15 protein-coding genes are annotated in these 14,080 nt (G+C 29.9%); 13 read left to right on the plus strand and 2 right to left on the minus strand.

Annotated features, from left to right (window positions below):
• Positions 1-10: 10 nt before the first annotated feature.
• Genes BA195_RS04450 through BA195_RS04470 form a run of 5 tightly spaced genes read left to right on the plus strand, consistent with a single transcriptional unit; the run spans position 11 to position 3,240 of the window.
• Positions 11-535, plus strand: coding sequence for a CIA30 family protein (locus BA195_RS04450; RefSeq protein ID WP_084443060.1), 525 nt, complete (start codon positions 11-13; stop codon positions 533-535).
• Positions 536-562: 27 nt separating this feature from the next.
• Positions 563-1,078, plus strand: a complete 516-nt coding sequence (locus BA195_RS04455; RefSeq protein ID WP_245662330.1) for a glutathione peroxidase — start codon at positions 563-565, stop codon at positions 1,076-1,078.
• Complete coding sequence (locus BA195_RS04460; RefSeq protein WP_068702832.1) at positions 1,079-1,477, plus strand: DUF2452 domain-containing protein; 399 nt, start codon at positions 1,079-1,081, stop codon at positions 1,475-1,477. It abuts the gene before it with no gap.
• 1 nt (position 1,478) lies between these two features.
• Positions 1,479-1,964 carry an SRPBCC family protein gene (locus BA195_RS04465; protein WP_068702833.1) on the plus strand — a complete coding sequence of 162 codons (486 nt, stop codon included), beginning with the start codon at positions 1,479-1,481 and terminating at the stop codon, positions 1,962-1,964.
• The gene (locus BA195_RS04470) at positions 1,954-3,240 is read left to right on the plus strand and encodes a cryptochrome/photolyase family protein (protein WP_068702835.1); all 1,287 of its coding nucleotides are present in this window, start codon (positions 1,954-1,956) and stop codon (positions 3,238-3,240) included. The genes BA195_RS04465 and BA195_RS04470 overlap by 11 nt, the downstream gene beginning before the upstream one ends.
• Before the next feature lie 365 nt (positions 3,241-3,605).
• Here the strand turns inward: BA195_RS04470 and alaS are convergent, their stop codons facing one another.
• Entirely contained in the window at positions 3,606-6,233 is a 2,628-nt protein-coding gene (gene alaS / locus BA195_RS04475; protein ID WP_068702839.1) for an alanine--tRNA ligase, read from the minus strand.
• Positions 6,234-6,385: 152 nt separating this feature from the next.
• On the opposite strand from alaS, the gene BA195_RS04480 reads away from it, so the two are divergent.
• From BA195_RS04480 to BA195_RS04505, 6 genes are all read left to right on the plus strand, one after another.
• On the plus strand, positions 6,386-7,354 hold the full coding sequence (locus BA195_RS04480) for a M23 family metallopeptidase (RefSeq protein WP_068702841.1): 969 nt from the start codon (positions 6,386-6,388) through the stop codon (positions 7,352-7,354).
• Positions 7,355-7,369: 15 nt separating this feature from the next.
• Positions 7,370-7,699, plus strand: coding sequence for a MerR family transcriptional regulator (locus BA195_RS04485; protein WP_068702843.1), 330 nt, complete (start codon positions 7,370-7,372; stop codon positions 7,697-7,699).
• A 13-nt stretch (positions 7,700-7,712) separates the two neighbouring features.
• A complete protein-coding gene (locus BA195_RS04490; RefSeq protein ID WP_068702845.1) occupies positions 7,713-8,321 on the plus strand; it encodes a LemA family protein in 609 nt (202 codons plus the stop codon).
• A gap of 2 nt (positions 8,322-8,323) precedes the next feature.
• The gene (locus BA195_RS04495) at positions 8,324-8,764 is read left to right on the plus strand and encodes a TPM domain-containing protein (protein ID WP_068702847.1); all 441 of its coding nucleotides are present in this window, start codon (positions 8,324-8,326) and stop codon (positions 8,762-8,764) included.
• A 6-nt stretch (positions 8,765-8,770) separates the two neighbouring features.
• A complete protein-coding gene (locus BA195_RS04500; protein ID WP_068702849.1) occupies positions 8,771-9,574 on the plus strand; it encodes a TPM domain-containing protein in 804 nt (267 codons plus the stop codon).
• Positions 9,575-9,670: 96 nt separating this feature from the next.
• A complete protein-coding gene (locus BA195_RS04505; RefSeq protein ID WP_245662316.1) occupies positions 9,671-10,438 on the plus strand; it encodes a hypothetical protein in 768 nt (255 codons plus the stop codon).
• On the opposite strand, the gene BA195_RS04510 is transcribed toward BA195_RS04505, so the two are convergent.
• The gene (locus BA195_RS04510) at positions 10,435-11,247 is read right to left on the minus strand and encodes a hypothetical protein (protein ID WP_068702852.1); all 813 of its coding nucleotides are present in this window, start codon (positions 11,245-11,247) and stop codon (positions 10,435-10,437) included. The genes BA195_RS04505 and BA195_RS04510 overlap by 4 nt on opposite strands.
• Before the next feature lie 218 nt (positions 11,248-11,465).
• Here BA195_RS04510 and BA195_RS04515 point away from each other — a divergent pair, with 218 nt between their 5' ends.
• Positions 11,466-13,316 carry a tetratricopeptide repeat-containing sensor histidine kinase gene (locus BA195_RS04515; RefSeq protein WP_068702853.1) on the plus strand — a complete coding sequence of 617 codons (1,851 nt, stop codon included), beginning with the start codon at positions 11,466-11,468 and terminating at the stop codon, positions 13,314-13,316.
• A complete protein-coding gene (locus BA195_RS04520) occupies positions 13,317-14,072 on the plus strand; it encodes a LytR/AlgR family response regulator transcription factor (protein WP_068702859.1) in 756 nt (251 codons plus the stop codon).
• Positions 14,073-14,080: the final 8 nt, after the last annotated feature.

The raw sequence follows: 14,080 nt of genomic DNA on the forward strand, positions 1-14,080 counted from the left end.
ATAATAGCAAATGAAATGGTTGGTAATACTTAGTGTTTTTTTATGTATGAATGATGAAATTATAATTTTTGATAAAAATAGTAGTAACCAAAATTGGTACATAACTAATGATGACGTTATGGGAGGAGTATCTAACTCTTCAATGAAGCTTGATGAAGAAAAAAAGATGATTTTTTCTGGTAATGTTTCTTTAGATAATAATGGCGGATTTGCAATGACTCGATTGCCCGTGAATATTAATTTTAATACGAAAAAAACTAAAGTTGTTCTCAAGCTAAAAGGAGACGGTAAAAAATATCAGTTTAGAATTAAAGCTAAAAATAATCAGCGATTTTGGTACATCCAATCTTTTCAAACATCAAAAAGTACAGAAGAAATAGAATTACCATTAAATAAATTTTATGCTTCTTTTAGAGGTTATAAATTAAATGTTGACAATTTTTCGGCAACTACAATAACCGAAATAGCTATTCTGATAGGGAATAAAAAGAATGAAAATTTTAAACTATCAATAGAAAAAATAGCACTTAAATAAATGAAAACATTAAAAATAACTATACTTATGGCATTATTTAGTTTTTTAGGAAACGCACAAACTGTAGCATCTAAAGAGTCTTTGTATGATATAAAGATTGAAGGAATTGATGGGAAACAATTAGATCTTAACCAATACAAAGGAAAAAAAATATTATTCGTTAATGTAGCTTCTAAATGCGGATTTACAAAGCAATATGATGGTTTACAAGAGTTGTACGCTAAGCACAAAGATAAATTAGTAGTTATAGGTTTGCCATGTAACCAATTTGGTGGTCAAGAACCGGGTAAAGAATCAGAGATACAATCATTTTGTCGTTTAAATTACGGCGTAGATTTTCCTCTGACCGAAAAAATTGATGTTAAAGGAGATAAGCAACATTCATTATACCAATGGTTAACACAAAAAAGTAAGAACGGTAAAATGAATTCTTCAGTAAAATGGAATTTTCAAAAGTATTTAGTAGATGAAGAGGGAAGATTTATTGATGTTTTCTATTCAACCACAAAGCCTATGAGTTCAAAAATTACAAAACTATTATAAATGGAAAAAAAACCAGACAATGTAGTTTTTAACAGTGATACTAATACTTATGATGCGTTTTTAAAACCGTATGCAACTAGTTTTACAGCTCCGGCAATAAAAGCAGGAAATGCTGTAAACTGGAAAAATCAACAAATTAAAAAAGCAAATTCTCAATTTTATACGATTTTTAATGAAATAAAAGAGCAGTATAACGCTTTACAAAAGCAGCATCAATACAACGAGATTATTTATAATGCTAAGTTTAATTTTCAACCAATTGTTGGAGAGCTATATCATTTGTACAAAAGGAAAAATCAAGAGTTCTTTCTTTCGATATTAGCTCCTGAAGAATGTAATTTTAATTTCGTAGGAAGCTTTCAATTAAACTCAGATCAAATCTGGATGAAAAAACAATAAAATGATTCATTTTAAAAAACACTCTGGTATTTATACACTAACAGCCAAACAAACTATAGATGTTTCTTTAGAAAAGGCATGGGGCTTTTTTAGTTCGCCAGAAAATTTAGAAAAAATAACGCCACCTCACATGGGGTTTAAAATAACAACCAAAGTTGATAAAAAAGCATATGCTGGCCAAATAATCACTTATAAAGTTGGAATTTTACCAGGAATTAAATTGAGTTGGGTAACAGAAATCACTCAAGTAAAAGACAAAGAATTTTTTATAGATGAGCAACGTTTTGGACCATACAAAATGTGGCATCATGAACATTGGTTTAAAGAATTGCCAAACGGAAAAACCTTAATGGAAGATAAAATTTCATATAAAATTCCGTTTGGTTTTTTAGGACATATAGCGCAAGCAATATTTATAAAAAAACAATTAAAAGGGATTTTTGAGCATCGTTTTGTAACTTTAGAAAAACTATTTAATGGAAAGTAAAATATCTTTTTTTTGGTTTCGTAGAGATTTACGATTAGAAGACAACAAAGGTTTATCAGAAGCTTTAAAAGCTGGAAGTAAAGTAATTCCTGTATTTATTTTTGATGAAGAAATTTTAGATAAACTGCCTAAAGATGATGCACGAATCTCATTTATTTACAGAGCTTTAAATACGATTGATGAAAAATTAAAATTACAAAAATCTTCGTTATTAATTGAAAAAGGAAGTCCTATTGAGGTTTGGAAAAAGTTATCTAATGTTTACCAAATTGAAGCTGTTTATACAAATAAAGATTACGAACCTTATGCTATAAAAAGAGATGCGAAAGTTGATGAGGTTTTAGCGTCTAAAAATATTCAGTTTAAAACTTTTAAAGACCAAGTAATTTTTGAAGAAACTGAAATTGTAAAAAATGATGGTTTGCCTTACACTGTTTTTACTCCTTATAAAAACAAATGGTTGCAGCATTTTTCAGAAGAAAAAGACACAGAAGAATATAAAATTGAGTTTCATAATTTTCATCAATTCAATGCCGATTTTCCAAGTTTAGAAACAATCGGTTTTCAAGAAAGTTCTATCAAAGTAAAACCATATAATTTATCAAATTTAGATGAGTATGATACTGTAAGAGATTTTCCATCGCAAGATAAAACATCTTACTTATCACCGTATTTTCGTTTTGGTTTGGTAAGTGTACGTAAAATGGTGCGTTTTGCTTTAAACACTAATGCTACTTTTTTAAGTGAGTTGATTTGGAGAGAGTTCTTCATGCAAATTCTATTTCATTTTCCAAAAGTGGTAACTAATAATTTTCGTCAAAAATATGATGCTGTTCCTTGGAGAAATAATGAAGAAGAGTTTAAGAAATGGTGCAAAGGAGAAACAGGATATCCAATGGTTGATGCAGGTATGCGACAACTAAATAAAACAGGCTATATGCACAATCGTGTACGAATGATTACAGCAGGTTTTTTGTGTAAACATTTGTTAATTGATTGGCGTTGGGGAGAAGCATATTTTGCTGAGAAGTTATTAGACTATGAGCTATCTGCAAATAATGGAAATTGGCAGTGGGCAGCAGGTACAGGCTGCGATGCGGCACCGTATTTTAGAGTTTTTAATCCAGAAGCACAGTTAAAAAAGTTTGATAAAGATTTACAATATATTAGAAAATGGGTTGAAGATTTTGATGAACTAACATACCCACAACCAATGGTTGAACATAAACTAGCAAGAGAAAGAGCGATTGCAACTTATAAAAAAGCATTAAATTAAGAGCCTATTTAATATTAAATATAGACTAAGTTCTCGTCATGCTGAATTTAATTCAGCATCGCATAAAGATAATAACTAAAGCAAATTAGGGGGTGAAACAGAAATAAATTCAGTTTGACGATTCTTTTTTTTAGCTACAAAACATTTTTTAAATCAAATTTAAACAGGCTTAAGTGGAAAATAAAAAGGTTCAAAGAATTAAATCTTTGAACCTTTTTAATATTATTTTTATTTGAAGCAATTTCCCGCTTTACGCACTCGCTTTTTTTGAAGAAAAATCAAAAAAGAGCTCAAACAAACGCTTCAATCGGGGCTAAACTTATTTATAATTTTTTAGCTGCTATAAAGTATTGTTTGTATTATGATTAAACAATATAGTCTTTCGCTTTTTCTAAAGCTTTCGGAATTCCGCCTGGGTTTTTACCACCAGCAGTAGCAAAGAAATTTTGTCCACCACCACCACCGTGAATCAGTTTTCCTAGTTCTCTAACTACTTTTCCAGCATCATAACCACGTTCTGCAGCTAATTCTTTAGAAATATAACATGTTAACATTGCTTTGTCAGCTTTTTCTGATGAAGCAAAGAATAAAAATAAGTTTTGAAACTCTTTACCTAAAGCAAAAGCTAAGTTTTTAATTCCGTTAGCATCTAAATCTACTTTAGTTGCTAAAAACTGTACTCCATTTACTTCTTGTAATTGATTTCTTAATTCACCAGATAAGTTTTGAGCTTTTTCTTTTAATAATTGCTCTACTTGCTTTTTTAAAGCTGCATTTTCATCTTGTAAACTATTTACAGATTTGGCAACATCTTTAGGATTTTTTAATAATTGTTTTACCGCAGAAAAGTTACGTTCAACATCCTCAAAATAATTTCCAACAGCAACATTTGTAATCGCTTCAATTCTTCTGATTCCAGAAGCAACAGCTCCTTCAGATTTAATTTTAAAATACCAAATATCACCAGTTTGTGCTACGTGAGTACCTCCACATAACTCCATAGATTGCCCAAACTTAATAGCTCTTACAGAATCTCCGTATTTTTCTCCAAATAAAGCAATAGCACCTTCGTCAATAGCTTGTTGCATTGGTATGTTTCTTCTTTCAACTAAAGAAAGATTTTCACGAATACGAGCATTTACAAAGTTTTCTATTTCTTGTAATTGATTAGCATCTACTTTAGAAAAATGAGAAAAATCAAAACGTAAGTGTTTTGGACTTACTAATGATCCTTTTTGTTCAACATGTGTTCCTAAAATAGTACGTAATGCTTGATGTAATAAATGCGTTGCAGTATGATTACTAGCAGATAAATTTCTAGCTTCTTTGTTTACAACAGCTTTAAATTTTTCAGATAAATTACTAGGTAAGTTTTTAGTGTAGTGAATAATAAGGTTGTTTTCCTTTTTAGTGTTAACTACATATATAACATCACCGTTAGCTGTTTCTATGTAACCTACATCACCAACTTGCCCTCCACCTTCAGGATAAAAAGGTGTCATATTAAATACCAATTGGTATTGCTCGCCATCTTTTTTTGTAGTTACTTTTCTGTAACGTGTTAACTTAACATCGGCAGTTAAAGTGTCGTAACCTATAAACTCTTCCTCATCATCTTCTATTAAAACATTCCAATCGTCAGTTTCAATCGCAGTTGCAGCTCTTCCTCTATCTTGTTGCTCTTTTAAAGCTGTTTTATATTCTTCTTCATTGTAGCTAAATCCTTTTTCAGATAAAACTAAAGCCGTTAAATCTTCAGGAAAACCATAAGTATCTTTTAGTTCAAATACCTTTTTTCCAGAAATTAATTTATCAGCAGCATTAGCAGTTATCGTATCTAATAAAAGCAAACCTTGTTCTAATGTTTTTAAGAAAGAATGCTCTTCTTCTTTAATAACATTATGCGCTAACTGTTCCTGTGCTTTTATTTCAGGGAAAGCATCTCCCATTTGTGCACTTAACGTTTCTACTAATTTGTAGATAAAAGGCTCTTTTTGGTTTAAAAAAGTAAAACCATAACGAATAGCTCTTCTTAATATTCTTCTAATAACATAACCAGCCCCAGTATTACTTGGTAACTGACCATCGGCAATAGAAAATGCTACAGCACGAACATGATCGGCAATAACACGAATTGCAATGTCAGTTTCGTCTCCAGAAACGGTAGTATCTTCATATTTTACACCTGTAATGGTTTCGATTTCTCTAATAATCGGTGTAAATACATCCGTATCGTAATTAGATTGCACACCTTGCAATGCCATACATAAACGTTCAAATCCCATACCGGTATCAATATGTGTTGATGGTAAGTTTTCTAAACTTCCGTTTGCTTTACGGTTGTACTGCATAAAAACTAAGTTCCATACTTCAACAACATGTGGGTGATCTAAATTAACCAGTGATGCACCCGATACTTTTGCTTTTTCTTCCGCAGAGCGGATATCTATATGAATTTCTGAACAAGGTCCACAAGGTCCTTGCGCTCCCATCTCCCAGAAATTATCTTTTTTATTACCTAATAAGATACGATCTTCAGCGATGTATTGTTTCCAAATATCATAAGCTTCAGTATCTTTTTTTAATCCTTCTTTTTCGTCGCCTTCAAAAATAGTAACATATAAAATGTCTTTATCTATTTTATATACTTCAGTAAGTAACTCCCAAGCCCAAGCAATGGCTTCTTTTTTAAAATAATCACCAAAAGACCAATTTCCAAGCATTTCAAATAATGTATGATGATACGTATCTTTACCAACCTCTTCTAAATCATTATGTTTTCCAGAAACACGCAAGCATTTTTGAGAATCGGCAACCCTACTACTTACAACTTTTTTTTGTCCTAAAAAATATTCTTTAAAAGGTACCATCCCTGCATTAACAAACATTAAAGTAGGGTCATTTTTTAATACCATTGGTGCAGACGGAACTATATTATGGTTTTTAGATTTATAAAATTCTAAAAATTTTGATCTTATTTCTTGAGATTTCATACGATTTGAGCTCGAAATTTTGTTAAATAATCATTAAAAAACAACTAAAGAAAAGTAGTTTTAAAACATTTTGTAAATTTGTGTGTTTCCAAACATAACCCCTTAAATAAAGTTGCTTGTTTAACGAGCACAAAAATAGTACATTTAGCATTATGGCGAAAGTAAAATATTATTACGATCCCGAGACGTTGTCGTATCGAAAAATAGAGTCAAAAAAAAGCGAAACATTTAAAAAGTCTTTCTTAGGAATTGCTGGAACTTTGTTAATAGCCTTTTTTGGATTTATTGGGTTTAGCCAATTTTTAATGTCGCCGAATGAGCGAGCGCAAAAAAGAGAATTAGAAAACTTTAAGTTGCATACAGAGTTAATGTCTAAAGAATTAGGCGTGTTATCTGAAAGGTTAGCTGAATTACAAGAAAGAGACGACAATATATATAGAACTTATTTTGAGGCAAGCCCAATACCTGACGAGCAACGTAAAGCAGGTTTTGGAGGAGTAAATAGGTATAAGCATTTAGAGGGATTTAAGAATAGCGCAATGATTACTAAGGTAACCAGAGATATTGAAATTTTATCAAAACAAATGGTGGTGCAATCAAAATCATTAGATGAAATTGTTTCTTTAGCAAAAGAAAAGGAAAAAATGTTGGCTTCAATACCTGCAATTCAGCCTGTTAAAAATGAAGATTTAAAAAGAATGGCTTCTGGTTATGGTATGCGATTACATCCGATTTTAAAATCGTGGAAAATGCATAACGGAATGGATTTTACCGCACCAAAAGGAACTCCGATTTTTGCTTCAGGAAATGGCGTCATAAAAAAAGCACATCGAAGCGCAACTTTTGGAAAAGTAGTATACATAGAGCATGGTTACGGGTATCAAACTATTTACGCACACATGAGTAAAATGGCAGTAACAAAAGGGCAAAAAGTTAAACGTGGTGATATTATTGGTTACGTAGGTAATACTGGACGTTCAGCAGCTGCGCATTTACATTATGAAGTGCATAAAAACGGAAGGCCTGTAAATCCTATTTATTATTATTACGGCGATTTAACTCCAGAAGAGTTTATAGCGATGCAAAAAGCGTCACAACAAAAAGGACAATCATACGATTAATTTGAATTTGTTAAGATGTATGTAGAATTACCTGAAAAGAGATATTATAAAATAGGTGAAGTATCTAAAGCATTTGGCGTAAATGTATCTTTAATTCGTTTTTGGGAACAAGAGTTTGAGGTAATTAAACCAAAAAAAAATGCCAAAGGAAATCGTTTATTTACTAAAGAAGATGTTGATAATTTTAAATTAATTTTTAACTTAGTAAAAGAAAGAGGGTTTACTTTAGAAGGGGCAAAACAAAAATTAAAAAGAAATCCTGAAGATGTTATTAATAAACATGAAGTTATTAGTAGATTAGAAAAAGTAAAAGCCGAATTACAAAAAATCAAAAATCAATTATAAAAAAACAGAAATTATGAAAAAATGGTTAGTGCCTTTAGTTATTGTTGGAATCATTGTATTTGCAATCTTTAAATGGGTAGTTGGATTTAATAATACAGCAGTAAGATTAAATGAAAATATTGCAGAAGCTTGGGGTAATGTAGAAACAGCTTACCAACGAAGAAGTGATTTAATAGGTAACTTAGTAAAAACCGTACAAGGAGCTGCTGATTTTGAAAAATCAACACTTACTGAAGTTATTAATGCAAGAGCCAAAGCAACCTCAATGAATATTGACCCTTCAAAAATAACACCACAACAATTAGCCGAATTTAATAAAGTTCAAGGAGGTTTAAGTGGTGCTTTAAAAAGTTTACTGGTAACAGTAGAGCGTTATCCTGATTTAAAAACGAATCAGAATTTCTTAAAATTACAAGACGAATTAGCAAGTACAGAAAATCAGATTCTTACAGTTAGAACTCGTTATAACGAGGCTATAAAACCTTATAATAATCACGTAAAAGTATTTCCGAACTCAATCTTAGCAGGATGGTTTGGTTTTGAAGGAAAACCTTATTTTGAAGCAGAAGCAGGAGCCGAAAAAGCACCAGATGTTAACTTTGATTTTGGTACTAAAAAATAACAATGTCTAAAGTAGAAGATTTTCTTACCCAAAAAGAAGAGCAAGAAATTGTTGCAGCTATTAGAACAGCTGAGTTAAATACTTCTGGCGAAATACGAGTACATATAGAAGCATCCTCAAATAATGAGGATGCTTTTAATCGTACTTTAGAGGTATTTCATTCTCTAAAAATGTTTGAAACCAAACAAAAGAACGCTGTTTTAATATATGTTGCTGTTGAAGATCATCAGTTTGTAATTTACGGAGATGAAGGTATTAATAAAGTTGTACCAACTAATTTTTGGGATACTACAAAAGATGTAATGCAAAATCATTTTAAAAAAGGCGCTTTTAAAAAAGGTATTGTTGGAGGAATTTTAAAAGCAGGAGAAGAATTAAAAACTCATTTTCCTTGGCAAACTAATGATGTAGATGAATTGTCTAACGAAATATCTAAAGGATAAATAATCTTGAAAAAATCAGCACACATTTTATTTTTTGTAATTGGATTATTATTTATTCAAACAACATTTTCTCAAGGATATAAAATTCCTGAAAAACCAAAAAAACAAACTAGTGTTTATGATTACGTTGGTTTACTTTCTGATACCCAAAAAGCAAGTTTAGAAAATAAATTAATTAAATATTCTGATACTACTTCTACGCAAATTGTGGTAGGAATTATCGATACAACCAACGGAGAAAGTATCGGAATTTTAACTCCCAGATGGGCACATAAATGGGGAATTGGTCAGGCAAAGGAAGATAACGGTGTTTTTATACTTTTAGCAAAGAACGATCGAAAAATATGGATTTCTCCTGGATACGGAGTAGAACATAAATTAACAGCTGGAATTGTAGGTGAAATCACCAGAAATTATATTATTCCGCAATTTAAAAGAGGTGATTTCTACGCTGGATTAGACGCAGGTTCGAATGCTATTTTTAAAGTTTTAAATGGTGAGTATAAAGGTGAACGTAAAAAAAAGACGAAAGGTTTTGACCCAAGTTTTATCTTTTTTATAATTATTGTCATCATCTTTTTTATCGTTATTTCCAGAGGAAACAAAGGAAATAGAGGAGGAGGAAAACGAAATTACAAGCGTTCAACATCAAGAGATATTTTAGAAACCATAATTTTAAGCAATTCAGGTCGTGGCGGATTTGGAAGCGGTGGTGGTTTCGGTGGCTCGTCTGGAGGATTTGGCGGCGGATTCGGTGGTGGATTTGGCGGCGGCGGATTTAGCGGTGGTGGTGCCGGTGGTAGTTGGTAAAATTAAATATAGATGGTAAAAAAAAGTCTCATTTATCTTTCTTTATTATGCTTTGTTAGTTGTCAAAATTTTGGGCAATTAAAAGTGCTAGCCAATTTGCCAAATTCTTTACATGAAGTTTCTGGAATTGAAAAAGTAAAAAACGCTGATTTGCTTTGGATGTTGAATGATAGTGGTAATAAGCCAATTATTTATGGAGTAGATAACCAAGGTAAAATAATTAGAGAGATTATTGTAAAAGCTAAAAATAATGATTGGGAAGATATTACATCAGATGAAGAAGGAAACTTATATATAGCCGATTTTGGAAACAATAATAATAAGCGAAAAAATTTAAGAATACTTAAAATTAAGCACCAAGATTTATTAATAAAAGATAAAGTTGAGGTTGAAAAAATTAAGTTTTCATATCCGAATCAAATTAAATTTCCGCCGAAAAAGAAAGATCGTTTTTTTGATGCCGAAAGCTTGGTGTATAAAAGCGGTTTTTTATATATTTTTACAAAGAGTAGGGTTAAAGGTAAATACGGTAAAACGATTTTGTATAAAATTCCAGCAGTAAAAGGAAGTTATGAAGCAAAACGCATTTCAACTTTCGAAAATTGCACTGATTTAAAATGTTCGATAACAGGAGCATCAATTTCTCCTAACGAAAAAAAAGTAGCTTTGTTAAATCATCAATCTGTATTTATATTTACCAATTTTGTTGATGATGATTTTTTATCTGGTGATGTAAAAGAATTTCCTTTAGGGCATGTTTCTCAGAAAGAAAGTATTAGTTTTATAGACGATACAACACTTTATATTGCCGATGAAAAAACAAAATCGTTAGGCGGAAAATTATACGAGTTTTCTTTAAATTAATCGTAATTCGTTTTTTGATACTCATCTATCCACTCTTTCGGAAACTTGTTATACAAATCAATTAAAACGGGTTTATTTATCTCCTCAGATTGAAAATCTTTATAAAAACTCCCTAATAACCAAACTTGTGTGTTTTTTAGTTCTTTTTTATGTAAATTTAGTAATGCTTTTTTAGAAGTTTCATCAGCGTCTAATAACAAAAGAACAAGTGAAGCCGCAGTTTCAAAATTACTATCTAAATAAAAATCTAAACCATTTTTAATACGAGTTAAAAGCAGTTTGTTTGATAAAAAAGGAGTAAAACGAATTCTTTTTTTACGTAGATTCGGGTAGCATGAATAACTATTACTTAAATTTAAGAATTTAATTGATGCTATATAATCCTTATAAGAGAGAGTTGCTATTTTAGGTAAATCACTATTGTTTTTAAAGTCGAAAAGTAAAAACATTTTAGAAGCGCTAACATAGGTTTTATCCATGTCATTGTCTAATATGTTTTTTTCTACAGCAGCCAAAAATAAAGGGAAATTTAGTTTGCTAGGTACATCCCAAATACCTAATTTTATTCTATAATAATAGGCGAGGTAAATATTTTTTTGAGATATTTTTGTCATCTTCGTTTTCATTACTCTGTTAATTTCATAATGAAACGAAGGGTAAAATTGTCCCTGAAAATCATGTAAACGAGCTTCTTCTTCGCTATCAATAAAATTTTGAATGATGCCGTTGTTATCTTTTTTTATAGCTACTGCAAAATTTAAGTTGTTGTAACGTTTTTCTTGCTGTTTTATTAAGTGTTCTTTATCCATTGTTAATAAGATATGTTTTCTATTTGTACTTCTGATGCTAATAAAGTGTTATTTTTTTTACTTCATAGTATGAAATTATAGCGTTTTTCTCTTACTAAGAGAATGATTTTATAAGTGCTATTGCCTATTTTATATTTGAATAAAAGTAAGTGGTATTTTTTAAAATCTGCCATTATTATGGTTATTTTAGCTGTTATAAAAAAATAGAATAACCTTTTATGTATTCCACTTTTAGGCGTTTTTTACAAGTTGTTTTTGTGTTTGTTTTTTGTGTGTTTGTAATAAGATGTTCTAGGTCTAATAGTATTAGACCAGTATTAGAAAAGCAATTGTTATCATTACAAGAATACTCTCAAAAGCAACCTGAAAAAACAATAAGAAAAATTGATAGTTTACTGTTAAATGTTACTGACTTAAATACTGCGGAAGAAGCGCTACTTTTATTTGAAAAAGGGGAAGTGTATTATTTGAATGATGAGTTTATAAAAGCAAAAAATATTCATTTAAAAACATACACGCTATTTTCTAAATTTAACGACAACTATAATAAAGGAAGAAGTTTAATAACGTTAAGTAATACCTGTATTAAATTAAGAGAATTTGAAAAAGCACAAAAATACGCTATCGAGGCTTTGCATATTGGTGAACTTATAAATAATAATAGACTACAGGCAAAAGCAAACAATCAATTATTTCAATTACATTTTAGACTAAAAGATTACAAAAAGGCATTAGCATATATAAATCAATCAGAAAAACTATTTTTAAATTCTGAAGACATTACATCTATTATTGCTGTAAAAGGAAACATAGCAACGATACACTTACAGTTAAAAGAATATAATAAAGCATTGCAAAAATTTTCAGAAGCTTTAAAATTAAGTGAGAAAATTAAGGATCCTAAAACTATTGTACGGGTTTTAAATAATATAGGATTTACTTATTTAGAAGCGAGGGAGTTTAAACAATCAGAAAAATTTTTAAGAGGAGCTATTACTTTAAATAAAAATATTAAAGCTATAAATGCAGCACCTTATAAAGGTTTAGGAGCTTTGTTTTTAGTAACGAATAGGTTAGATTCTGCTAAAGTAAATTATAAGAAGGCGTTAAATATTTATAAAGATAAAGGTAACATAGAAGAAGAAACAGATATTAGAGATAAATTAATTGCTGTTGCTCTTTTAGAAAAAAACTTTGAAGAAGCTTTATTTCATCAAACGATACGTGATAGTGTTAAAATTCAATTGAATAAAAGTGAGAAAGAAAAACTACTTCATTTTGCGAATGTAAATTATAAAGTAAAAGAAAAGGAGATCGCTTTAAAACATCAAAAAGAAACAAGTAAGCAAAACATGCTTTTAGGTGTAAGTGTTATTGTTTCGTTAGTATTACTACTTATTATAGCTGTTTTTTTTAATTACAATAATAAACTAAGAGCTTTAAATAAAGCATCGAAATTAGAGCAACGTTTGTTAAGAGTACAAATGAACCCTCACTTTATATTTAATACTCTGGCAGCAATTCAAAACATCATTTTAGAAGGGGATTTTTTAAAATCTTCGAATTATATAGCTAAATTCTCTAAATTAATTCGTCAGAATTTCGATTATGTCAGAAAAGAAGAAATATCATTAGAAGAAGAAATAAAAATGATTTCTAATTATATTGAAACACAACAACTACGTTTTAATAATGCATTTAAGTATACAATAGATATATCAGAGAATTGTAATATGAAAGAACTTAAAATGCCTCCAATGCTTTTGCAACCTTTTGTAGAAAATGCGATTGAGTATGGTCTTAAAGGCAAAAAAACAGACGGTGTTTTAGCTTTAAAAATTGATAAAGAAAAAGAGGGTTTATATTTTGAAATTCTGGATAATGGAGTTGGAAGAACTATAAAACAAAAAGATGTTAAAGTATCAGAAAAATTGCATGCAACAGCTGTTTTTATAGAACGATTAAAAACAAGAGGCAAAGGAGAGGAAAAGTCTTTTAAGATTGAAGATTTATATAATGATGAAAAAAAATCAATAGGAACAAAAGTGTTTTTTAAACTTACCGTATAAATGATAAAGACAGTATTAATAGAAGATGAGTTTAATGCCTTAAACACGTTAACCAAACTAATTCAATATACCCAAAAAGATATTGAAGTTATAGCAACAATAGATAATGTAAATGATGCTATTGTATTCTTAAAAAACAATACACCAGATTTGGTTTTTATGGATATAGAATTAATAGGAGGTTCTGCTTTTCAAATATTAGAAGCCCTAGAAACTATTAATTTTAAAATAATATTTACAACTGCTTTTGATGAGTTTGCTATAAAAGCTATAAAGTTTGATACTGTTGATTATTTATTAAAACCAATAGATTCAGATGAGTTAAGTAAATGCATAGAACGTTTTAGAGTTGGTTATGAAAAAGAACAACATTATTTAAAGATTGTAGACAAGGTTGTTGAATTAGATAAAAAAGAAGCGCAAAAAACACTGCTAATAAAAACAACGGATGAACAACATTTTTTGCAAGTAGATGAAATTATACGCTGTCAATCAGATGGGAGCTATACTACCTTTCACACTAAAAGAAAAAAAATAATGAGTGCAAGAAATTTAAAATATTACGAAAATATTTTAAGCGAACATACTTTTGTTAGAATACATCAATCTCATTTAATAAATATAAAATACATAGCTTCGGTAACAACAAATACAGTTGTGTTAACAGGAGGAGAGAAGATACCATTGGCATCTAGAAAAAAGAGTTATTTAAAGCAGTTTCTAAGTCAATTTCAGCAAATACAAAACAAGAAGTAACGATTATA

It is taken from the genome of Tenacibaculum soleae (assembly GCF_001693415.1).
GTDB lineage: Bacteria > Bacteroidota > Bacteroidia > Flavobacteriales > Flavobacteriaceae > Polaribacter > Polaribacter soleae.

What these genes read in the sequence shown, in the direction of transcription:
- BA195_RS04450 (WP_084443060.1), top strand. Translation starts at nt 11, where the DNA reads ATGAAATGGTTGGTAATACTTAGTGTTTTTTTATGTATGAATGATGAA.
- BA195_RS04455 (WP_245662330.1), top strand. Translation starts at nt 563, where the DNA reads ATGGCATTATTTAGTTTTTTAGGAAACGCACAAACTGTAGCATCTAAA.
- BA195_RS04460 (WP_068702832.1), top strand. Translation starts at nt 1,079, where the DNA reads ATGGAAAAAAAACCAGACAATGTAGTTTTTAACAGTGATACTAATACT.
- BA195_RS04465 (WP_068702833.1), top strand. Translation starts at nt 1,479, where the DNA reads ATGATTCATTTTAAAAAACACTCTGGTATTTATACACTAACAGCCAAA.
- BA195_RS04470 (WP_068702835.1), top strand. Translation starts at nt 1,954, where the DNA reads ATGGAAAGTAAAATATCTTTTTTTTGGTTTCGTAGAGATTTACGATTA.
- alaS (WP_068702839.1), bottom strand. Translation starts at nt 6,233, where the DNA reads ATGAAATCTCAAGAAATAAGATCAAAATTTTTAGAATTTTATAAATCT.
- BA195_RS04480 (WP_068702841.1), top strand. Translation starts at nt 6,386, where the DNA reads ATGGCGAAAGTAAAATATTATTACGATCCCGAGACGTTGTCGTATCGA.
- BA195_RS04485 (WP_068702843.1), top strand. Translation starts at nt 7,370, where the DNA reads ATGTATGTAGAATTACCTGAAAAGAGATATTATAAAATAGGTGAAGTA.
- BA195_RS04490 (WP_068702845.1), top strand. Translation starts at nt 7,713, where the DNA reads ATGAAAAAATGGTTAGTGCCTTTAGTTATTGTTGGAATCATTGTATTT.
- BA195_RS04495 (WP_068702847.1), top strand. Translation starts at nt 8,324, where the DNA reads ATGTCTAAAGTAGAAGATTTTCTTACCCAAAAAGAAGAGCAAGAAATT.
- BA195_RS04510 (WP_068702852.1), bottom strand. Translation starts at nt 11,247, where the DNA reads ATGGATAAAGAACACTTAATAAAACAGCAAGAAAAACGTTACAACAAC.
- BA195_RS04515 (WP_068702853.1), top strand. Translation starts at nt 11,466, where the DNA reads ATGTATTCCACTTTTAGGCGTTTTTTACAAGTTGTTTTTGTGTTTGTT.
- BA195_RS04520 (WP_068702859.1), top strand. Translation starts at nt 13,317, where the DNA reads ATGATAAAGACAGTATTAATAGAAGATGAGTTTAATGCCTTAAACACG.